Consider the following 21,554-nt stretch of genomic DNA (forward strand, 5'->3'; position numbering starts at 1 on the left):
ATGACCGCCGCCTTCCAACGGCGACTGGAGATTCCAGAGCCTCAACGTGCTGAACAAACCGAGCTGCATCCCGAGCTCAATCGTGCCCACGTCCGCTTCATCGGCCTGGGCAAAACCTACAACGGCCAGCAAGGGCCGGTGGCCGCCCTGCACGGTATCGACCTGGCGATCCAGCGCGGCGAAGTGTTCGGCATCATCGGCCGCAGCGGCGCCGGCAAGTCGTCGCTGATCCGCACCATCAACCGCCTGGAACAACCGAGCAGCGGTCGGGTGCTGATCGATCAGGTCGACATCGGCGAGTTCGAGGAAGACCGCCTGGTGGCGCTGCGTCGGCGCATCGGCATGATCTTCCAGCACTTCAATTTGATGTCGGCCAAGACCGTTTGGCAGAACGTCGAACTGCCGTTGAAAGTCGCTGGCGTGCCCAAGGAACAACGCGAGCAGAAAGTCCGTGAACTTCTGGAACTGGTGGGTTTGCAGGCCAAACACAAGGCTTACCCGGCGCAGTTGTCGGGCGGGCAGAAACAGCGCGTGGGCATTGCCCGGGCGCTGGTGCATGACCCGGAGATTCTGCTGTGTGATGAGGCCACCTCGGCGCTCGACCCGGAGACCACGCAGTCGATCCTCGGCCTGTTGCGCGAGATAAATCAGCGCCTGGGCCTGACCATTGTGCTGATCACCCACGAGATGGCAGTGATCCGTGAGATCTGTGATCGCGTGGTTGTCCTGGAACACGGGCGCATCGTCGAGCAAGGGCCGGTGTGGGAAGTGTTCGGCAATCCGCAGCACGAGGTCAGCAAGACATTGCTGGCGCCGTTGCAACACGCATTGCCGAAAGAGCTGCAAAACCGTCTGTTGGCGCAAGCGAAGTCCCACGATGCCGCTGTGGTCCTGCGTTTGCAGTTTACCGGCAGTCAACGTGACGAACCGGACCTGGCCGCGCTGTTCAGCGCCCTCGGTGGCCGCGTGCGGCTGTTGCAGGGTGGCGTGGAACGGATTCAGGGTCATGCGCTTGGGCAACTGCTGCTGGCGGTGACAGGCTCGACTCTCGGTGCCGAAGAGTTGCGTCAACGCGCCTCCCATTGGGCGCAACAGGTGGAGGTATTGGGCTATGTGGTTTGATCGCTTGCTGCAGGGTTTCATCGACACGTTCCTGATGGTCGGCGTCTCGTCGTTGATCGCGCTGTTGGCGGGCATTCCGCTGGCGGTCATTCTCGTCACCAGCTCCAGAGGCGGCATCTACGAAGCGCCAGCGTTGAACCGTGCTTTGGGCGCATTCGTGAATTTATTCCGCTCAGTCCCGTTTTTGATTCTGATGGTGGCGCTGATTCCGTTCACCCGATTGATCGTCGGTACCACCTATGGCGTATGGGCGGCCGTGGTGCCGCTGACCATCGCGGCTACACCGTTCTTTGCGCGCATTGCCGAAGTCAGCTTGCGCGAGGTCGACCATGGACTGATCGAAGCGGCGCAAGCCATGGGTTGCCGGCGCTGGCACATCGTCTGGCACGTGTTGTTGCCGGAAGCGCTGCCGGGGATTGTCGGCGGGTTCACGATTACGCTGGTGACCATGATCAACTCATCGGCCATGGCCGGGGCGATTGGTGCAGGCGGGTTGGGGGACATTGCCTACCGGTATGGGTATCAGCGGTTTGATAGCCAGATCATGCTGACGGTGATTGTGCTGCTGGTGGCGTTGGTGGCGGTGATTCAACTCGGTGGGGATCGGTTGGCGCGGGGGTTGAACAAGCGTTAAGAAGGCAGATTCGTTCGTTCGGCTGCTTGGGCGGAGGATCCTCTTTTTTTATGAGCTAACTGCGGACGTACCTTGACGTAAAAACTGGGAAAATCTGCCCCTTTATTAGTAGATCTCGTCACACTGATTGCGTCTAAGGCCAAAGCTTTTAGTATCTGTGCTGTATTTTTCCCATTCGGAGTCATAAAAAAAGCATTTTTTAGCTCTTCCGTGCCACTTTCAAATTTACTGGTCAGCTCAAGTGTCTGTTCATTTTTAACCTCATTCCGGACAATGATATTGGGATAATCAGAAATACCTAGTAAAGCCACCTGAACAAGCTGAACATCGCTCGCAAAAAAATCTTTGGTATTTGTACGTTTGTAGTTAGTCCGAAAAATCCAGGTGCCGGATGGAAGATATTCGTTGATAAATTCATCCACCAAAGCCGTTCCGCCTTCGTCTGGAATTACCATTCTGCCGGACTGAATCTTCGTATCGCTCAATGGTTGATGTCTGAGCATTTTATTCATTTTCTCTATACGAGCAGAATTCAACTCAAAATAAGTGGCAATTCGATCCGACAAGGATTCCGCCACGGGCAGCGCATTTGCAACAGCTAACTCGCCAACTGAAAACTCATTTGAAATTTGTTCTTCTTCGGAGTTGACTGCTATTCGTTCATTTTGATGTACATCGTCAGGATGTACGGGGACGAGTCCAAACTTTTCTCGCAGGGTGATTGGCGAGTTCCTAAGTGCTCGATAGAAATTCAAACCGTCGATTGCAGCAAGCGGATCCGGGCTTATCCAGCGTTGCAACCACGGCGCGTAATACCGGTAGCCATAGTAATAAAGCCCGGTCGCATCCCGCTCTTTACCCGAATAGCGAATAGTCTTGTACTGCGCCACCAGCGTACTTTTCCCCGCCCAGCACGCCGTGCCGCCAAAGGGGTAATAGTGTTCCTGGGTCAGTACGCCCGCCTCGTCATCCAGTTCCAGGGTGCTGGAGCCGAGGTGATCGCTAAGGCTGTAGTGCAAGTGATCGTCATGAGCACCTTGGGGCCAGTGCAGCGCCCGCACGTTGCTGCGTCCGGCTTCGACGCTGATGACGTGGTGTTCTTCGCCATCGGCCTGGCGGTGGATTTCCAGACCGGGGAGGTAACGGACTTCGGTGCGCAGGGTGCGGCCGCTGCTTTGGGCGAATCCCATTTTGCGCAAGCGGCGGCCGGGGTGGTCGTAGCGGTAGCATTCGTAGTCGTCGGGCTCGGTTTCGCGTTTGACCAAGGTGACCTGATGCAATTGATTGCGGATGTCCCAGACCATGGCTTGCCCGCGTTGCAGTTCCAACTGGTTGCCGCAGGCATCGAAACCCGAGGCGACTTCAGACTCGCCTGGCAGCGAACCGTCGCCCCGTTGCCCGAGGCTGCGGTTGCTTCGTTCCGAGGTAAACATCGAAAACCCGGGCGCGCCGCTGTGGTGGCGGGTGATCAAGTTCCCGGCCCGGTCGTACTCGAAGCACTGGGCGTAATTGCGCCGTTGGTTGGGGTCCAGCGGCGTGGGCAGCAGTGTCGGCAGAGCTGGACCATGGCTCGGCTGGCTGACCTCCCAGCCTTGGGCTTCGACCAATTGATAGAGGCTGTCGTAGCGGTAGCGGTTGATCGGCTCAATGCGCTGGTTGTTGAAATGGCTGACGGGCTGGGACAGGTCGTGCAGTTCGACGATGTTGCCCACCGGGTCGTAGACGTAGTGCAGATCCTGCAAGGGGTTCTGGTTACCGACCGCCACCGTCAGCCGAATCAGCCGTCCGTCATCGGCGGCGTACTCGGCGCGGGTCAGCACGCCATTGCCGGTAGTTTCACGTTCGACCTGATCCAGCGCGTTGTAATGAATGTCGCTGACCAGCCGTTGCGCTCGCCTGCCCTCGCCGGCCATGTGCAGCCAGGCCTCACTCAACTTACCGGCCACGTCGTAGCCAAAGGTTCTAACGTTGCTCATGGCATCGGTTTGCCGCTGAAGCTCGCCGCCGGGGTTGAAGGTGTGGCGGGTGATGAACGATTGATCTTCCAGCCACGCCTCTCGGTCATTGATATCCAAGGGCCAATCAGGGGTTTCGAGGTCAGCGAGAAAGCGTTGCTCTTCAACCAGTGTTGAACTGACGAGCCCGTAGTCGGCAGCCCATTGAGTGCCTGCCGGGTGGTCATGGCGGATCATCTGTCCGCACTGGTTGTGCGCTGCGTACGCGGGTTCGGAACCGCCATAGGTCAAGCGCTCCACCACGCGAGGTCGTTCCCCCACGGCCTGTTCCGTGACGGTGACGGGCCGCTGTTGTTCGTCGAACTCGGTGTGACGCTGACTGCCTCGTGCATCCCAGAATGAACAGGGCGAACCCGCCTGATCCAGCACACTCAACTGCCACCCGGCATCGACGCTGTCCGTCAACAACGGTTGCCCGTTCAAGCCGTAGAGCGTGGTCAGGTTCGGCATCGGCGCCGTGCCCCACAAACGTGGGTCCCACGACTCGAACAACCGCCCCGCCGCGTCGAAGCGTTGCCGGGTGATGCGTGGATCAATCACCGGGCTGTCGGGATGGCGGCAATAGCCGACGCTGCGAACCGTCAGGGCGCGTGGATCGATGACCGACAGCGTCGGTGTCGCGGTGTGGTGATGAGCGTTCACGGCATTGACGGTCCTTCGCTTTGACTGAGGAAAGACTGGGCTTTTTTTGGCCGGACCGAAACTGTAAGAAGTAACAGGTCGATGTCCGTGAAATGGCCATCGTCGGAACGCCGCCCGGAGCAGGCTCGCTCGCCACAGGTGATCACAGACTTCCAGAGGGAAGTTTTCGTACAGGAAAATCAGCGGTTTTGCAGGTCTGTTCCCTTTCTTTTGCAGGACATTTCCTAGATCATTTCGCTCGCTTGCGCCTGCCGAATTCCGTGGCTAGTCTCGGTCCGTCACTGCTCATCAGTGATCGGGTTTAGTCGCCCGGATCTTACCAGGCGTACAGCGCCACCTCATGTCAGGTGTTTTTTATTACCTGAAAGTTATGGTGGCTGTGCGCAGGGCACCCTTGGGTGCGCCGGGTTTCCTGGTGACCGGTCGACTAACCTGCGTGCAGCCGCCACCCCTGTTCGTTTAGTCGCGATATCGGTTGGCTCCAATTAATTCCAGGAGTTTTACCAATGAAGAAATCCGTTCCCGATCCGCCTCCCGAAAATCCCGACAACGAAACCAGCACTGAAGACCCGCTCAGGGATCGATCAGCGCTCTATCGCGCCATCGATTTCTACCTCACCGGTAAACAACCCGCACCAACCGATGAAATGCGTTTCTACAACGTCAGCAAAGACGTGAGTTTTGAAGACACCCAACTCTATGTCGCCGACCTGCTGCGATGCGCGTCAGTCACGGCGTATCAGTGTGGCGATCAACTCAAGGGCGCCGACCGGGCGATGGTGTACTCGATCTGGCATTTGCTGGAGATTGCCAAGGCGATGGTGGATCACTCCATTGAGTGTTTGGGGATGAAAAAGGGCTGACACTCTCTTTGTCTTTTAGATAGCCATCGCGGGCAAGCCCGCTCCCACAGGTATCGTGGCGTTTGAACCACCGCGCAATCCTGTGGGAGCGGGCTTGCCCGCGATGGGCTGCAAAGCAGCCCCAGATCTGATGGCGTATATTCGGCAGATCCCAATGACCTGCGCAGCCGACCATGAAGCAAACACCCGACGACCTCGAACAGATCACCGCCACGACCCTGGGCCACTACAACTCGACGGCGGAAAGTTTCCGAGAAGGCACGCGCGATCACGATGTCAGCCAGAACATCGATGCCCTGTTGCGGCATATTCAGGGTGAGGCGCCTTTCGACATTCTCGATTTTGGCTGCGGGCCGGGTCGCGATTTGCAGACCTTCACCCGTATGGGCCACAAGGCGGTCGGCCTCGACGGTTCGGAAAAATTCGCGCAGATGGCCCGTGAGGACAGCGGTTGCGAGGTGTGGCAGCAGGACTTCCTGAAGCTTGATCTGCCGGCCGAGCGTTTCGACGGGATTTTTGCCAACGCGGTGCTGTTTCATGTTCCGCGTCAGGAATTACCGCGGGTGTTGAAACAGTTGTGGGGAGCGCTGAAACCGGGTGGGGTGTTGTTCAGTTCCAATCCACGTGGCGAGAATCAGGAAGGCTGGAACGGACCGCGTTATGGGTCGTACCACGACCTGGCGGCCTGGCAGCAATTGTTGATCGAGGCGGGGTTTGTGGAGCTGGAGCATTACTACCGGCCGGCAGGGCTGCCGCGGGAGCAGCAGCCTTGGTTGGCGAGTGTCTGGCGGCGCGCTGACTAAAGCGCAGATCAAAAGATCGCAGCCTTCGGCAGCTCCTACAGTAGGTGGGATGTAGGAGCTGCCGAAGGCTGCGATCTTTTGCTTTTGTTGCCAGAGCAGATGTCTTCGCGAGCAAGTCGGATCGCCGCACCGCCGCTCCCACAGGGTTCAGCGCAATCCCTGTGGGAGCGGGCTTGCCCGCGAATAGAGCGCGAAGCGCTCGCCCTTACTGCGCCTCTTTCTTCGGCTCGCGAATCTTGTACCAGGCCACATACAGCGCCGGCAAAAACAGCAGCGTCAACAAGGTGGCGATGACGATCCCGCCGATCATTGCGTAGGCCATCGGCCCCCAGAACACTTCCCGGGCAATCGGGATCATCCCCATGCTCGCCGCCGCCGCGGTCAGCAGGATCGGCCGACGTCGATGCTCGGTGGCCTGCACCACCGCATCCCACGGCGCGTAGCCCTTCTGCTCGTACTCTTCGATCTGGGTCACCAGGATCACCGAGTTACGGATGATGATACCGATCAACGCCAGAATCCCGAGGATCGCCACGAAGCCCATTGGCGTACCGGTAGGCACCAGCGCGATCACCACGCCGATCAGCCCCAGCGGCGCGACGCTGGCCACCAGGAACAGCTTCTGCACGCTGTGCAACTGGATCATCAGGAAGGTCGCCATCAAGAACAGCATCAGCGGCACAACCTTGGCAATCGGCCCCTGGGCCTTGCCGCTTTCCTCCACCGTACCACCGGTGGCGACCTTGTAACCCGCCGGCAGTTTGGCAGCGAAAGCGTCGATGGACGGCTTGAGGATTTTCACCAGGTCCGTCGGCTGGATCTCGTCGCGTATCGCCGCCTTGATGGTGATGGTCGGCAGGCGATCCCTACGCCATACCAACGGCTGCTCCAGTTCGTAGCGCACCGTGGCGAACGCCAGCAACGGAATCGACGTGCCGCTAGGCGTGACGATTTGCAGGTTCTGCAGGGTTTCCGGCGTACCGCGTTCGGAATCTACCGCGCGACCGACCACGTTGATCAGGTAGATGTCGTCGTCGACCTGGGTCACCGCCTGGCCACTGACGATGCCGTTCATCAGGTTGGCCACATCCTCGGAAGACAACCCCAACTGCCGCGCCTTGTCCTGGGCGATGTCGATGCGCAGGACTTTGCCCGGTTCGTTCCAGTCGTAGATGATCTCGCCAACGTGCGGGTTCTTGTCCAGCTCGGTGGCCAGATCGATGGCATGGCGGCGCACCTGATCGACGTCTTTGCCGCTGACCCGGTACTGGATCGGACGCCCTACCGGCGGGCCCATTTCCAGTGCCTGGACATAACTGCCGATGCCGACGAAGTCGTTGCGCAAGCGCTCGCGAAGCTTCTGCATCATGGCCTCACGGGTATGGCCTTTGCTGACGATCACCAACTGCGCGTAGAACGGGTTTTGCAGTTGTTGGTCCAGTGGCAGATAGAAACGGATCGCGCCCTGACCGACATAGGTGCTCCAGCGCACGATGTCCGGATCGTCCTTGAGCGTGGCCTCGAGTCGATCGACGGCCCGGCGGGTTTCGTCGAGCGAGGCGTTTTGCGGCAGGTTCAGGTCCACCAGGATTTCAGGACGATCCGAAGACGGGAAGAACTGGTTCTGCACGTAGCGCATGCTGAACAGCGCCAGCACAAAACACAGCACCGTAATGCCAATGGCCCACCAGCGATTGCGCATGCACCACAGCAGCCCGCCGTTGAACGCCTTGCCGATGCGCCCGGGTTCGCCTTCGTGGGGCTTCACGTTGGTGCTGAGGATGTGCACGCCGATCACCGGCGCAAACAGCACCGCCACCACCCACGACACCAGCATCGCACAGGCAATCACCGCAAACAGGGTGTAGGTGTATTCACCGGCGGAGCTGGCGTTCAAGCCGATCGGCACGAAGCCCGCCACCGTCACCAGCGTACCGGTAAGCATCGGGAACGCCGTGGAGGTGTAGGCGAAGGTCGCCGCCTGCTCCTTGGTCTCGCCCAACTCCAGACGGGTAACCATCATTTCCACGGTGATCATCGCATCGTCCACCAGCAGGCCGAGGGCGATGATCAGTGCACCAAGGGAAATCCGCTGCATGGTGATGCCGCTGTATTCCATGAACACGAACACCATCGCCAGCACCAACGGGATCGAGCACGCCACCACCAGCCCGGCGCGCACACCGAGGCTGACGAAGCTGACCAGCAGCACGATCACCACTGCTTCAAACAACGCGCTGGTAAAGCCGCCGACGGCTTCCTCCACCACCACGGCCTGGTCGGAGACGTTGTAAATGCCGACACCGACCGGCAGGTCGGCGGTCAACTCGTCGATACGGGTGTGCAAAGCCTTGCCGAATGCCTGGACGTTGCCACCCTTCTGCATGGCGATCGCCAGGCCAATGGCCTGTTTGCCGTTGTAGCGGAATTCCGGCGAGGCCGGATCGACGTAGCCACGGCTGATTTCGGCAATGTCGGCCAGACGATAGTAACGGTCGTTGAGCTTGAGGTTGACCTCGGCCAGGTCTTTCTCCGAAGCGAACTTCCCTGAAGTGCGCACCGATATCCGCTCCGGCCCGGCCTCGATGACACCCGCCGGGGTCACGGCGTTCTGGGTTTGCAGGCTCTGCACCACCTGACGCTCATCGATGCCCAGCGCTGCGAGTTTGCGCGTGGAGAAGTTCAGGTACAGCACTTCGTCCTGCTGGCCGACCATTTCGATCTTGCCCAACCCCGGCACACCGCGAATTTCCATGCGCGCCTGTTCCACGTAGTCGCGCAACTGACGCAGCGTCAGGCCGTCGGCGGTGAAGGCGTAGATCGAGCCGAAGACGTCACCGAACTCATCGTTGAATGACGGCCCCTGTATGCCTTGCGGGAACTGGTATTTGATGTCGTTGATCTTCTTGCGCACCTGGTACCAGATCTCCGGGATGTCCTTGGCACTGGTGGTGTCGCGCAGGTACACGTACACCGTCGATTCGCCGGGGCGCGTGTAGCTTTTCACGTAGTCGAGGGAGTCGAGCTCTTCGAGCTTTTTCTCGATCCGGTCAGTGATCTGTTTGAGGGTTTCCTCCTGGGTCGCCCCCGGCCATTTGCTCTGGATCACCATGGTTTTGATGGTGAACGAAGGGTCTTCTTCGCGCCCCAGGTTGAAGTACGAGAACACACCCATCAGCAACGCAACGAACATCAGATACCAGATGAACGACTGATGCTTGAGGGCCCATTCCGAGAGGTTGAAAGGCCCTTTCATTGACTGTCCTCGTCGATTTTCACTTGTTGCCCCGGTTTGAGGCTGTTCACACCGGCACTGACCACTCGCTCGCCGTTCTTCACGCCGTCGGCCAGCACCACAGTGCTTTCGGTGCGGCTGATCACGGTGACGTCACGGGGAGAGACGGTTTTACTCTGTGCATCGATCACCCAGATGCGTGGCTTGCCATCGACCTCCTGCAGCGCGGTGAGCGGCAACTCGATGCGCGGCTTGATCGCCGAGCTCAGGGTGACGCTGATGGCCGTACCCAAGCGGAAGCCCTGTGGCGTTTCGGCCAGGGTCAGGCGGGCACGACGGGTGCGTGTGGCGCTTTGGGCCTGAGGTTCGATTTCACGGATGATGGCGGTGGTATTGATGCTCGGATCGAGTTGCGCGGCGACCAGGAACACCACATCGCTGGGCAGTTGATCGACCAGGGTATCGGGCAGGTCGATCACCGCTTCCTTGATGTCCGGCTGCGCCAGGGTCACCACTTGCTGACCGGCCGTCACCACTTGCCCGGCCTCGGCGCTCCACGCGGTGACCACGGCTTTATGGTCGACACGCAACTCGGTGTAGCCCAGTTGGTCCTTGCTCTGGTTGACGGCTGCCCGGGCCTGATCGAGGGAGGCCTGGGTGGTTTTCAGGTCCGTGTTGGCCTCATCGAGTTGCGCTTGCGCGCCGACCCCGCGGTCAAACAAGGCTTGCTGACGCTGGGCAGTGGCCTTGGCGTTGATCAGTTGCGCCTGGATTTTCGCCAGATCGCCCTGGGCCGAGCGCAATTGGTTCTGCTGATCTGAAGGATCGAGGGTGGCGAGCAATGTGCCCTTCTCGACTTCGGTGCCGACATCGACGTTACGACTGGCGATTCGCCCGCCCACGCGGAACCCGGTATTGCTTTCATAGCGAGCCTGGATACTGCCGGCGAAGCGGCCCAGATCCTCTTCGCTCAAGGCCTGGACCTTGATCGATAGCACCGGTCGTACCGGCGCCGGCGGCGGTTCGCTCTTGGAACAGGCGCTCAGCACCAGCCCGATGGACAACGCCCATAAAGGCTTCATGGCTTTGCTCCCCACGTCAGGTCCTTGTAAGTGTTTTCGGCAATCTCGACTTCCATGTCCGGGTGCAACAGTTGCCCGCCCGCGATGATGACTTTGTCCCCGTCCTTCAACCCGCCACTGATGATGACCTTGCCCGTCAGGTAGCGGCTGACCGTCACCGAATGCAATTGCGCCTTGCCCTTGTCGTCGACAATCCAGACAGCAGGATTGCTGATGTTTTTGGTCAGCGCCGACCACGGCAACTCGATAACCGACTTGCCCGACCCCTTGCCCGTGGCACTCACCACCGAGCCCAATTGCATGCCGTCGGGCAGGCTGTCGAGACCGACCTTGACCTGCACGGTGCCGGATTGCGCCGACACCGACGGGGTGACTTCACGTACAGTGCCAGTGGTTTTGATTGCCGGGTTGTCGAGCAGACTCAGGACGATGGTTTGATCCTTCGGCTTCTCGGCCAGCAGCGATTCATAAACGTTGAACACCGCATCGCGGTCGCCGTCCCGGGCCAGTCTGAAGATCGGCATCGTCGCCTGCACCACCTGGCCGACTTCCGCCTGACGCTCGGTAATGATCCCCGGCGCATCGGCAATCAGCGCCGTATAGCTCAACTGATCCCTGGCATTGGCCAACTGCGCCTGGGCCGCGCTCAGGGCGCTCTGGCTGCTGTGCAAGGCGGCCTGAGCAGAGTCATATTCGCTCTGGCTGGTGTAGCCCTTGGGCAAGAGTTTTTGCTGACGTACGAACGCCAGCTCGCTCTGCTTCACCCGCGCCTGTTCGGCGACCACTTGTGCCTGGGCCGAGTCGACATTGGTCTGCAGATCCTTGGGATCGAGCCGGGCGAGCACTTGCTTGGCGGTCACACGATCACCGACGTCAACCGAGCGCTGGATGATCTTGCCACCGACGCGGAAAGACAGCTCCGTCTGTACCCGCGCCTGGATATCACCGGTGAGGGTGACCGAGGCCGCGTAATCCGCTGGCTTGACGACCTGCACGAACACCCGTGGCAGGTATTCCTGTACGGGCTTTTTCTCCTCGCAAGCCGTTAGCAGGGTGACGACACTCAAGGCCATGACTACTTTCAATCCGGGAACCGCCATGCAAACTCCTTGGCCTTTTTATGGACAACTCGACAGAGAGCTTAGAACAGGATTTCAACGGCGCACGCTCCCTTTATGAAGAAACAATTCATAACGTTTTCCCCCAAAAACACGTGTCATAGACGCCTGCACGTACCTGAAAATGAGCCCGCTCGATCTCGCCTCAGGAACCCATATGCTCAAGACCCTCGCGGTGGCCAATTACCGCTCGATCAACAAATTGGTGATCCCCTTGGGCCGGCTGAATCTGATCACCGGCCCTAATGGCAGCGGTAAATCCAACCTTTACCGTGCACTGCGCCTGCTGGCGGAAACCGCTCAGGGCGGCGTGGTCAATGCGCTGGCCCGCGAAGGTGGGCTGAATTCGACCTTCTGGGCGGGCCCGGAAACCATCACCCGGCGTATGCGCAATAGCGAAGTGCCCGTCGAGGCCACGGTGCGCCAGGGCGTCAAACGCCTGCGGCTGGGGTTTGCCGGGGAAGATTTTGGCTACTCGATCAGCCTGGGCCTGCCCGATTCCAATGGCCATTTCATGCTCCCCGGGCACAGTTCGCCCATACCGTCACGCTTCGGCCTCGACCCGCAGATCAAGCGCGAATGCCTCTGGGCTGGAGCGTTCTATCGTCCGGCCAGTCTGCTGGTCGATCGTGATGGCCCAATGATCCGCGCCCGCGCCGATCGCAAGTGGGATGTGCTGGCGCAGCACACGCCGATGTTCGACAGTCTGTTCGATCAGGTCGGCAGCTTGCGCAGTTCGCCGGAAGTGCTGGAGATGCGCGAGTTCATCCGCCGCTGGCGCTTTTACGATCACTTTCGCAGCGACACCGACGCCCCGGTGCGCCAGCCGCAACTGGGCACCCGCACGCCGGTGCTGCACCACGACGGACGCGACCTGGCGGCGGCCTTGCAAACGATCATCGAAATCGGCGATCCCGAGGCATTGCGAGCCGCGATCAGCGACGCGTTTCCTGGCGCCAGGCTGGCTATCGAACCGCTGCCGGGCGGGCGCTTCGCCATCGAGTTTCATCAGGAGGGGTTGTTGCGGCCGTTGTCTGCGGCGGAGTTGTCGGACGGGACGTTGCGCTATTTGCTGCTGGTCGCCGCACTGCTGACACCACGGCCACCGACACTCATGGTGTTGAACGAGCCGGAAACCAGCCTGCATCCGGATCTGCTGCCGGCGCTGGCGCGCTTGATCATCCGCGCCTCCGGGCAGTGCCAGGTGTGGGTGGTGTCCCATGCCCGGCGATTGATTTCGGCATTGCAGCAAGACCCCGACTGCAACTGCATCGTGCTGGAGAAAGATCTTGGCCAGACCGCAATTGTCGGCCAGCGCATGCTGGATGAACCGGCATGGTATTGGCCGGATTGAACGACGCGTGATTTGCCGGGACGCCAGTCTGAGCAATCCATCGCCCCCAAAAAAACGCCGACGCTAAATCAGCCGTCGGCGTTTGAAACCTTAAAGGGGTTTGCTTCGCGAATCAGAACGCCGGCAGTACCGCGCCGCTGTACTTCTTCTCGATGAATGCTTTCACTTGCGGGCTGGTCAGGGCCTTGGCCAGTTTCTGGATGGCAACGCTGTCCTTGTTGTCCGGACGGGCCACCAGGAAGTTCACGTAAGGCGAATCGGCACCTTCGATTACCAGGGCGTCTTTAGCCGGGTTCAGACCCGCTTCCAGTGCGTAGTTGGTGTTGATCATGTCCAGGTCAACCTGATCCAGCACACGCGGCAACATCGCGGACTCAAGCTCCTTGAACTTGAAGTTGTGCGGGTTCTTGGCGATGTCTTTCGGGGTCGACACGGCGTTTTTCGGGTCTTTCAACTCGATCAGGCCAGCCTTCTGCAGCAGGATCAGGGCACGGCCGCTGTTGCTGCCTTCGTTCGGGATGGCAATGGTCGCGCCATCTTTGAGCTCAGCCAGGGTTTTGACTTTCTTCGAGTAGCCGCCGAAAGGTTCAACGTGCACGCCAATCACGGTTTCAAGGTGAGTGCCTTTGCCTTCGTTGAAGCTCTTCAGGTACGGCAGGGTCTGGAAGTAGTTGGCGTCCAGACGCTTCTGGTCGACCTGCACGTTCGGCTGAACGTAGTCGGTGAAGACTTTGATTTCCAGGTCCACGCCTTCTTTGGCGAGGGTTGGCTTGATCAGCTCGAGAATCTCGGCGTGTGGGACCGGGGTCGCGGCAACCACCAGTTTCTCGCCAGCCTGGGCCAGGCCCGCGGTCAGGGCAGCCGCCAGTGCGGTGAACAACAGAACCTTTTTCATGCAGTGTCCTTATCGAAAATCACAGTCGCTTGTGGCGACGGCTTGAAAACGAGAGTGCCAGTGAAGTGCTATCGCTGGTGTGAAGCGGACAATACCGAGATTTTTTATTCCCGGACAATAACTTTTATTCGCTTTGATATTCCATTTTGAAAGCATTCAAATCTCTGGTCATCATTGCTCAAGTGCCACGCAACGTAGCGATCCGCTCGCCAATCTCATGGGTGAATGACTCCAGAGCGTCCGCTGCATCGCTTCGAAACTTCTGAGCACTGAAATCCTCAGCCAGTGATGGCCAGTGATCTTGAAGAAATTCGTCGACTTTGGCGGCGTACTTTTGCGAATTCGCGACCATGAATGCTGATGTAGAAGCGATACTCACCCCACTGGTTACCGTTTTTGCCGTCAACACGTTGTTGAGCCGGCTCTGCAATTTGACTGTACTTCTCAATGCCTCATTTGCCGTGGAAACAGCACCGTATAGACGCTGCCCCACCGCCACGCGCGCGCCCCCTCGCTGTGCAGTCACCACGTCCGCCAGGGAGCCCACACTTTTCGTCAACGCAAAGCCAATGCCTTTACTGCCAATTTTTGCAACCGCGGTGGCCCCGAGCGACACCACTCCCAGCGCTATCGACGAGTAGGTCAATAGCTGGGCGCCAACGGTATCCGGGGCCAGCTCATCGACAACCGCCGAGGCAATTGAAACCGTCGCGGAAATGACCTCCAGTGTTAACAAGGCGAAGGCGTTAGCCGAGATCGGCACGAGTGGTGCGGTTGCGCCCACGGTAACGACTGTCAGGGCAATCGCGGCGGCGGCCAGGGCGGCGGTCACACCGATTTTCACCCACCCCAAGGTCGAGATATGCCCGGTGGGATCCTTGAGATTGACCGGATCTCCCAGACAATAGGCATAGGCATTGATGCCACCTTCCTCAAAGGGGCTCCAACTGTCGGGGTTGTGAAATCGCATCAATCGGGGGTTGTAGGCCCGATAACCCCTGCCGAGCAGATAGCACCCGGTTGACGGGTCCAGTCGCTCACCCTGAAACCCCAGCAGGGCGCCAAGTCCGCTCGATGCGGGGCGATCACCATAAGGAAGACAAGACAAAACAGATTCGTCTTGAGATCCAAGGCGCGCAAGGGCCGTGCCCTGACCATCAGTGACAAACAAGACAACGTCGTCACCTTGCTGCTCGGCCAAGGACTTGCCGTCGCCTGACAACAGACTGCGTCGGTGGTTACCGGCCACTTCGCTGCACAGTGCATGCTCGCTATAGAAAAGCCTGATCAGCTCTCCGGATTCGGCAGCCACCGCATGCAATTGATCTTCGCCGTCGAATTGATAATGCGCACGACCGCCAGCGCTGGCCACACTTTCGAGCCGACTCAGCGTGTCATATCTGAACGTGCGCCCTTGGTTATCGTTGAGCAGATTACCGTTGGCATCGTATTCGAAGCTCACTTGCCCGGGTTGATAGTGCGCGTGACTGTGAGTCAGTGAACTCAACTGGGTTTTATCAGGGCGATCGTAGGAAAACCTGCACAGGTTCACCTCCCCATCGAACCCCGTACGCACCGTCAACAGGTTATCGAGGTAGTCGTAGGTGAATTCCTGAAAATCAATGCGTTTTCCCCAGGCATCGATCGGTGCCTGCGTGCCCTCACAGTCATAGCGCTTCAGGCGCCCGCGCCTGTCGTAGGCGAAGGTTTCTGTACGTGATTGCGTACCGGACACCAACGATCGCTGTTGAAGTTTGTCATCGACCCCAAACACTTGAAGGATTTCCAGGCGAGATCCGTCGCCGAACTGCGAAATACGCTGGATCTCACGACCGAACTCATCGTGAATCAAGGTGGTCGTCAGCGAACGTTTCGAGGCGGTGTCCTCGACACTCAATGTCAGCAACTGGCCCCGGGCACCGTAGGTGTACTTCGCCAGAACCGGTCCCTGCTTAATTTCTACGGGCCGCGCCGCAGTGTCATAGACATAAGTAGTTTCTACATCGTTAACATCGGTAAAGCTGATGGGCAGCCCATTCAATGAACGGGTAGTGGCGGTGCCGAAGCGGCCTTCTCTGGAGATCCACTCCTGGGACTTCTCTTTGCCCGACCTGGCGTACTCAACCCGGCGCTGGATGGCAGGGCTGGAGGTTTCGACGAGTTGCCCGGTCAATGGATCAAATCGATATCTGGCTGATTGAGCGTGGCTGCCCATCCGCGCGGTCACGGCCCCGTTGAGCATGGGATCAAGAGTGAACCTGAAAATATCGCCCGCCGCCGTCACTTGCTGCACAGCTTGAGCGCCACCACCTTCATAGGTCCTTTTTTCGGTTCTGCCGCCGACGGTCGTACGGGTGACACGTAATAAACCGTCATGAGTCCGGGTGCCCAACACGTAGTCATCGGCACTGATTTCGATCGGATGATCACCCGTGCTCAGAGGGTCATACTTTTTTTTTATCGAAGTACCATCCGGCAGAACCGTCTCGATCAGACGACCGAAAAGGTCATAACGCAAGCGCGTTTCGAATCCTGCCTCGTTGGTTTGCGTCAGGCAACGCCCAAGTCCGTCATAGGAAAAAGTCGCGGTAATAGTGACCACATCTTCGGAATCGATGCGTTCTTCCCGATCTGGCTTACCGAACACGTTCAATACAGAACGGGTTTTTCCAGCGCCGTCGCACCAGCATGTTCGAGTCAATGAAACCGGGTCAAACACATCGTTCACCGCGACACCATCAGGACCTACCGTTCTGCATACGCGCCCCCAGCCGTCGTGGCTGTAGGTCGTGGTTGACGCAGTGGCCTTGTCATCGCACCAATCCTGGCTGACTTCGCTCACCAGTCGACCAAAATTGTCGTAGTGGGCCTCATAGCTCAAACGCATTGGCTTTTCGGGTGAATCGACATCCTGAACTTTGACTTTGGTCGTGCGCCCGACCCCGTCGAGCCAAATCTTGCTCAGCACACCCCGTATGTTAGTGATGCCGATGGTTGCGCCGTCCTCTGACTGGCTTTCGCCGTAGAATTCAGTGATGCGTGACGCGATATCCGTTCCATCGAATGCCGCTGTCTCGCGAACGACACGGTTCAGATTGTCGTACTTCTTCAACAACTCACTGCCGCCCCCATCCCGAAGCTTGACTTCCTGTCCGATAAATCGGTCATGCCAGACTTTGCGATCATGCCTTTCGCTACCCACGTACAATTGTTGACGGGTTTCTACCCAATCCCCATCAATTGAATATTTGAATTCGAGACGGCGGTTGCCGTTGTGCTCGGCTTGCGAGCGACTCTTGAGGCGTCCGTAAAACGTATCGCTGGCATCATCGATGTACTCGAATCGAGTATCCACGCATGGCTTTTCATTCTCCCCTTCAAACAGCTTTTCGCTTTGAGGCAACAAGAACCGGTGACCGTCTTCGCGCATGGAGGGCAAGTCAATGTAGGAAAAACGGACAATGACCGTCGGCGCCGGGGCAAAATCAGGTGAAGGCGTGACCGATCGCTCCTTCAATGCCGTGACGAAACCCAGTGGGTTGGGGGGGCAACCCTCGGCACCTTCTGCCGGATAATAGACGTATTCCTCCCGGGCTCCGCTCGGATTTATCTGCGTTAGCAGATTGCCGGATTCATCATAGGTCGTATGGGTGGTTTCGGTTCGGGGCGCGGCGTTCGTAGAAGTATCGAAATAACTGACGACAGATGTTTTCTGCAGTTGAAAATGGGCGGGCTGATCGGAGAAGTCCAGACTGTCAATATCGTGATAGATAATCGTTCTTTGCTGCACCTTCCCGTCGGAAGCGGACTTTTCCGAGATCATCAGGTGGAAGCGGTTGTAGGTTCTTTCGATGCGACTCAGTTCAACTGTCTTGTCGCCCACACCCGTAACCAGGCATTCGGTACAGGAGTAGGTATAAGGCCCTTTGTGCCCATGCAGATGGTCCCCATCCTGCGCCCAACGAAGTCCCGATTGATAGCCGAGGAAGTTTTTGTCGGAGTATTCATAGGCACGGGTGATCGTCGGCAACCCTGTACCCGGCACCAGAACACTGCGCAGCACAGCCGGCAAAGCATTGATTGGTGCCCCGAGCGGTAACCGATGCTTCTGAGGAGCGTACTCAATACTCTCGACACTGCCACCCGGCGCGCGGACATCCGTCATGACCAGAAAACCATTGAGTAATTGGTAATCGAATGACCATGCAAGGTGCTCGGCGGGACCGTGATCAAGGGTTATCTGCCGGAGCCATCCATCGCGAACCCGCAAAACAAACTTCAAGCGTCTTTGCGGATGATCAGGCCATACGGTAATGCTGGCGGGTTGATCTTTCGTTTCATAACTCAGGGCCACGACACGGTGTTGCTGATCGTGAATTTCGTGCAGGACGCGGCGGCCCCGTACCAACATGTATTTCAGACTGATCGAGCGCCCTTCGTTGGAGTGAACCTGTTCGGGCATCCATTCGTCATACGTTTCATCCGGCCTGACCAACCTCTCGATCAGACCGTTTTTATGGCTGACAACCAGATTGTCGCCGTCGAGCGTGACCAGGGTGTCTTGAAGCTTTTTATCCTTGACGACGAGCCGCCCTCGGCTGATGTAGACACGATAAGAAACTCCGCTTGCAAGGGTCAGTTTACGGGTCTTCCGATTGTAGGAGCTCAAACCCAATGACCAACCGCGTCCCCAACCGAGATCTGTTGTGCGGAAACTATCGAATGAAATACTAAAGGATACCTGCGGACCGTTGATATTGTTAGCCACCCACCCCGCGAGATTAATGCTGGTACTATAAGAGCCGGTACGGACATCAACTCCAGACTGGATAAACTCAGAAAAATTGAATGCGTTGGACTCCACTTCTGGCACTGCTGTACTCATCATCATTCCTTGACTTTGCAGACACAGTAAAATTAAACAACTTCGATCATCGAAGGATTTCGGGTGTTCATTGCGACGTCGACTTCATGCCTGTTCCCATACATATCCCGAACAAACATCTTCACCAACAAATGATCATATCGAACCTGGGACGTTCCGCCATTTCTGGCAAAGTGCATCAAGAAAGTGACTTTGCCTTGCTCATCATGGTAGATCGCAAGTTGATCGGCTGTTTCCCACAATACCGCTGCGCCATGATCAGCCTTGAGCCCTTTAAAATAGCCAACGGCGTAATACCCGAGATAGTCGGGATGCTCACTGCGTGCCTGCAACACGCCGGTAATCGAGCAATTGACGAATTTTATATGGTGCTGATCCACTAACAGGTCCAGAACATATCGATCAACCTTGGCAACGTTCTCTGTCAGTTCACAGTTGCCGGATAGGTGTTTGACCCTGAACTGTTCTTTTCGATAGATCGGCGGTGGAACGGTCCTCAGGCTTATTTCACCGAATTCCGAGGTTTCTTCCGAATAGAACGCCTCCCCGTCCGAACGGGTAATGGCTGCAATCAGCTTGATGGGCTCGGGAGAGTTGCTGCTGACGTAGAACTCCTTGAGAAAGATGGCTTTCCCCCGCACAACCGGGCCATGCAGTTCACCCGTGTGAGGAAACGGCTCGTAGGGTAAGCGTCGTTCCAGCGTGCACTTCCACGCCCGTTCCTCGCCGTCTCGAATGTTGTCTATCGGCAGGGCTATGCCGGAATAGGCATCCAGCAGTTGAATGCTGTCGAACTCGCTTTGGGAAATTCCTACTACCTTTTCCCCATCGCCTACAGCTTGCACAACTACCATCAATTTCAACTGCTGATACCCATTGGCGTAAATTGTATCTCCGCCCGAAGTCGAGAAGACTTGAAATCGTTTGAGGTCTATCCACTCAGGAGAATCAGCCTCTTGAAAAGACAAGGGTGCCATCCCCGGATCAGCGGGCATATGACCCTCGACAAGAGGATTGATATCTTCCAACTCATCGTCGGCACCAGGGGCTATCGCAGCATTATTTTCAACAAGCCTCACAGAAAAATCCTTTTTCATATGATATTTAACAATGACGGATATCAATGTATCCAAGAGAAGTTAAAAGATATATCAAACCCCATCGGCCTGCAAAACGCAAAATTGTCACAACCACACTGCAAATATTACAAAATATAAAACAAGGATCAGCCCCCACAAAAAAACCAAGCAACAATCAATTGCCTGGTTTCGTTATAAATATAATCAATGAGTTTATATATTGATGCTTGTGAAATGTTTTTTCAGCGCCCGGACTTCAGCGACATCTCCTTGTTGAACAAGTTGATCTATCCATCCTTGTATAAGAACCGCAGATGGCCGGGCAACCGACAGATTCAAATGTTCCGGCAATATTTCGTCACCCGTACTGACCAGCAATGCAAAGTGAATGACGTTCTCCAGCTCCCTGGTATTGCCCGGCCAACTGTGCCGTTCCAACACTTGTTGCGCCTCCTCGCTGATCAGCGGTACCGGCAGGTCCAGGCGTTGGCTGTAGATGCCGAGGAAGTACTCCGCCAGCGAGAGGATATCCCCCACCCTCTCACGCAACGCCGGCAATTCGAGCGGGCCTTCGCTGAGGTAGTGATAGAGCCGTTCATGGAATTTTCCGGCGGCAACCGCCTGGGCCAGATCGATGCTGGTGGCCGCTACCAGCCGCACATCCACCGGGCTCGGCTGCTGGGCACCGACGCGGGTGACTTCGTGGTTTTCCAGTGCGGCAAGCAGCTTGATCTGGATCGGCAGCGGCAGGTCGCCGATTTCGTCCAGGTACAGCGTGCCGCCGTTAGCCGAACCGAACCACCCGGCACGACTGCTCGCCGAGCCGCTGTAACTGCCCGCCGCATAGCCGAACAACTCGGCGTCGGCGTAAGTCGGGCTGATGGCGCCGCAGTTGACCGAGACGAATAACCCGCCGCGATCACTGGCGCGATGGATATGCCGCGCCAGCAATTCCTTGCCGGTGCCGGTTTCGCCACGGATCAGCACTGACACTGAACGCGTGGCCAGTTGCTCCAGGTCTTCACGCAATTGCCGCGAACGCGGATCGACAAACACTAGCGCCTTGGCGCGGATGCTCAGGGGACTTTTTTCGGCATCGGGAAAGGTCAGCAGCGGCTGACCGAAGGTTTCAAAGCTCATGGCAGACTCCCGCCCAAAACCGCCGGGAGACGGGGGCGTTAAATAAAGAAAGTGTTCAAGCGCGACGCAGGGCGTGGTGTTCCATGCGGTTCTGCAAGCGATAGAGATAGGCAAAACCCTGCTCCCAGCGCTGGTGACCGGACTTGACGTTGATATGCCCCGCCCCCGCCAGAATCCCCGCCTCGGCCCCCCAATGACGCGCCAGTTCCAGGGCACGCGGTGCACTGACGGCGCTGTCGTTGTCGGAGCTGACAACCTGGCTCGGGAATGGCAGCAGGTCCGTCGGAATCGGCGCGAAGTTACGCAAGGCCGGCACGCAGGCCGGGCGTTCGACATCTGCCGGCGCGACGAGCAAGGCACCGCGTACTTGACGCAAAAACTGCACGGGGGCGCTCGCTGCCCAATGGGCGACGGTGATGCAACCCAGGCTGTGGGCGATCAGGATGACCGGCGTGCTGTCGGCGGCAATCGCCTCGGCCAGCGCCGCGACCCAGTCTTCGCGACGTGGCGTCAGCCAGTCGGCCTGCTCCACCCGCGCACTGTTCGGCAGGCTGTTCTGCCAGTGGCTTTGCCAATGATCTTCCGGCGATCCTTGCCAGCCCGGCACAATCAGGTAGCGAATTGATTCGTTGCGCATGGGGGAGCTCTCCTGCTGCGTGTCTGTTCTCGGTCGAGTATAGGGAGAGG

The 21,554-nt window shown here is 58.0% G+C and carries 14 protein-coding genes; 5 read left to right on the forward strand and 9 right to left on the reverse strand.

What is annotated here, in order from left to right:
* Positions 1–1,122: a methionine ABC transporter ATP-binding protein gene (locus AC1DWG_RS13920; RefSeq protein ID WP_477763754.1), complete on the forward strand. Its 1,122-nt coding sequence runs from the start codon at positions 1–3 to the stop codon at positions 1,120–1,122.
* Positions 1,112–1,756 carry a methionine ABC transporter permease gene (locus AC1DWG_RS13925; protein WP_108216106.1) on the forward strand — a complete coding sequence of 215 codons (645 nt, stop codon included), beginning with the start codon at positions 1,112–1,114 and terminating at the stop codon, positions 1,754–1,756. Before AC1DWG_RS13920 ends, AC1DWG_RS13925 begins: the two co-directional genes overlap by 11 nt.
* Here AC1DWG_RS13925 and AC1DWG_RS13930 read toward each other — a convergent pair.
* Positions 1,753–4,413, reverse strand: coding sequence for an RHS repeat domain-containing protein (locus AC1DWG_RS13930; RefSeq protein WP_477787911.1), 2,661 nt, complete (start codon positions 4,411–4,413; stop codon positions 1,753–1,755). The two genes, AC1DWG_RS13925 and AC1DWG_RS13930, sit on opposite strands and share 4 nt — an antisense overlap.
* Before the next feature lie 506 nt (positions 4,414–4,919).
* On the opposite strand from AC1DWG_RS13930, the gene AC1DWG_RS13935 reads away from it, so the two are divergent.
* Together AC1DWG_RS13935 and AC1DWG_RS13940 are read left to right on the forward strand one after the other, a co-directional pair.
* The gene (locus tag AC1DWG_RS13935; RefSeq protein ID WP_477763752.1) at positions 4,920–5,276 is read left to right on the forward strand and encodes a DUF6124 family protein; all 357 of its coding nucleotides are present in this window, start codon (positions 4,920–4,922) and stop codon (positions 5,274–5,276) included.
* 173 nt (positions 5,277–5,449) lie between these two features.
* Complete coding sequence (locus AC1DWG_RS13940; RefSeq protein WP_477763751.1) at positions 5,450–6,079, forward strand: class I SAM-dependent methyltransferase; 630 nt, start codon at positions 5,450–5,452, stop codon at positions 6,077–6,079.
* 205 nt (positions 6,080–6,284) lie between these two features.
* Here AC1DWG_RS13940 and AC1DWG_RS13945 read toward each other — a convergent pair whose 3' ends face one another.
* Genes AC1DWG_RS13945 through AC1DWG_RS13955 form a run of 3 tightly spaced genes read right to left on the reverse strand, consistent with a single transcriptional unit; the run spans position 6,285 to position 11,496 of the window.
* On the reverse strand, positions 6,285–9,335 hold the full coding sequence (locus tag AC1DWG_RS13945; protein WP_477763750.1) for an efflux RND transporter permease subunit: 3,051 nt from the start codon (positions 9,333–9,335) through the stop codon (positions 6,285–6,287).
* Positions 9,332–10,396, reverse strand: a complete 1,065-nt coding sequence (locus AC1DWG_RS13950; RefSeq protein WP_477763749.1) for an efflux RND transporter periplasmic adaptor subunit — start codon at positions 10,394–10,396, stop codon at positions 9,332–9,334. The genes AC1DWG_RS13945 and AC1DWG_RS13950 overlap by 4 nt, the downstream gene beginning before the upstream one ends.
* On the reverse strand, positions 10,393–11,496 hold the full coding sequence (locus AC1DWG_RS13955; protein ID WP_477763748.1) for an efflux RND transporter periplasmic adaptor subunit: 1,104 nt from the start codon (positions 11,494–11,496) through the stop codon (positions 10,393–10,395). The genes AC1DWG_RS13950 and AC1DWG_RS13955 overlap by 4 nt, the downstream gene beginning before the upstream one ends.
* 175 nt (positions 11,497–11,671) lie before the next feature.
* Here AC1DWG_RS13955 and AC1DWG_RS13960 point away from each other — a divergent pair, with 175 nt between their 5' ends.
* On the forward strand, positions 11,672–12,868 hold the full coding sequence (locus AC1DWG_RS13960; protein WP_477763747.1) for an AAA family ATPase: 1,197 nt from the start codon (positions 11,672–11,674) through the stop codon (positions 12,866–12,868).
* A 112-nt stretch (positions 12,869–12,980) separates the two neighbouring features.
* Here the strand turns inward: AC1DWG_RS13960 and AC1DWG_RS13965 are convergent, their stop codons facing one another.
* From AC1DWG_RS13965 to AC1DWG_RS13985, 5 genes are all read right to left on the reverse strand, one after another.
* A complete protein-coding gene (locus tag AC1DWG_RS13965; RefSeq protein WP_477755447.1) occupies positions 12,981–13,763 on the reverse strand; it encodes a MetQ/NlpA family ABC transporter substrate-binding protein in 783 nt (260 codons plus the stop codon).
* Positions 13,764–13,941: 178 nt separating this feature from the next.
* Positions 13,942–18,648, reverse strand: a complete 4,707-nt coding sequence (locus AC1DWG_RS13970; protein ID WP_477787912.1) for an RHS repeat domain-containing protein — start codon at positions 18,646–18,648, stop codon at positions 13,942–13,944.
* Positions 18,649–18,680: 32 nt separating this feature from the next.
* Entirely contained in the window at positions 18,681–19,745 is a 1,065-nt protein-coding gene (locus AC1DWG_RS13975; protein ID WP_477763745.1) for a hypothetical protein, read from the reverse strand.
* A 195-nt stretch (positions 19,746–19,940) separates the two neighbouring features.
* A complete protein-coding gene (locus AC1DWG_RS13980) occupies positions 19,941–20,867 on the reverse strand; it encodes a sigma 54-interacting transcriptional regulator (RefSeq protein WP_477755162.1) in 927 nt (308 codons plus the stop codon).
* Positions 20,868–20,922: 55 nt separating this feature from the next.
* Positions 20,923–21,504 (reverse strand): alpha/beta hydrolase, encoded by a 582-nt coding sequence (locus AC1DWG_RS13985; protein WP_477755163.1) that lies wholly within the window; start codon positions 21,502–21,504, stop codon positions 20,923–20,925.
* Positions 21,505–21,554 lie beyond the last annotated feature (50 nt).

The organism is Pseudomonas sp. P4_B3 (genome assembly GCF_056402295.1).

Coding starts and splice junctions, on each gene's coding strand:
- AC1DWG_RS13955 (WP_477763748.1), bottom strand. CDS start 11,496: ATGGCGGTTCCCGGATTGAAAGTAGTCATGGCCTTGAGTGTCGTCACC.
- AC1DWG_RS13925 (WP_108216106.1), top strand. CDS start 1,112: ATGTGGTTTGATCGCTTGCTGCAGGGTTTCATCGACACGTTCCTGATG.
- AC1DWG_RS13950 (WP_477763749.1), bottom strand. CDS start 10,396: ATGAAGCCTTTATGGGCGTTGTCCATCGGGCTGGTGCTGAGCGCCTGT.
- AC1DWG_RS13935 (WP_477763752.1), top strand. CDS start 4,920: ATGAAGAAATCCGTTCCCGATCCGCCTCCCGAAAATCCCGACAACGAA.
- AC1DWG_RS13920 (WP_477763754.1), top strand. CDS start 1: ATGACCGCCGCCTTCCAACGGCGACTGGAGATTCCAGAGCCTCAACGT.
- AC1DWG_RS13975 (WP_477763745.1), bottom strand. CDS start 19,745: ATGAAAAAGGATTTTTCTGTGAGGCTTGTTGAAAATAATGCTGCGATA.
- AC1DWG_RS13960 (WP_477763747.1), top strand. CDS start 11,672: ATGCTCAAGACCCTCGCGGTGGCCAATTACCGCTCGATCAACAAATTG.
- AC1DWG_RS13980 (WP_477755162.1), bottom strand. CDS start 20,867: ATGAGCTTTGAAACCTTCGGTCAGCCGCTGCTGACCTTTCCCGATGCC.
- AC1DWG_RS13940 (WP_477763751.1), top strand. CDS start 5,450: ATGAAGCAAACACCCGACGACCTCGAACAGATCACCGCCACGACCCTG.
- AC1DWG_RS13945 (WP_477763750.1), bottom strand. CDS start 9,335: ATGAAAGGGCCTTTCAACCTCTCGGAATGGGCCCTCAAGCATCAGTCG.
- AC1DWG_RS13970 (WP_477787912.1), bottom strand. CDS start 18,648: ATGAGTACAGCAGTGCCAGAAGTGGAGTCCAACGCATTCAATTTTTCT.
- AC1DWG_RS13965 (WP_477755447.1), bottom strand. CDS start 13,763: ATGAAAAAGGTTCTGTTGTTCACCGCACTGGCGGCTGCCCTGACCGCG.
- AC1DWG_RS13985 (WP_477755163.1), bottom strand. CDS start 21,504: ATGCGCAACGAATCAATTCGCTACCTGATTGTGCCGGGCTGGCAAGGA.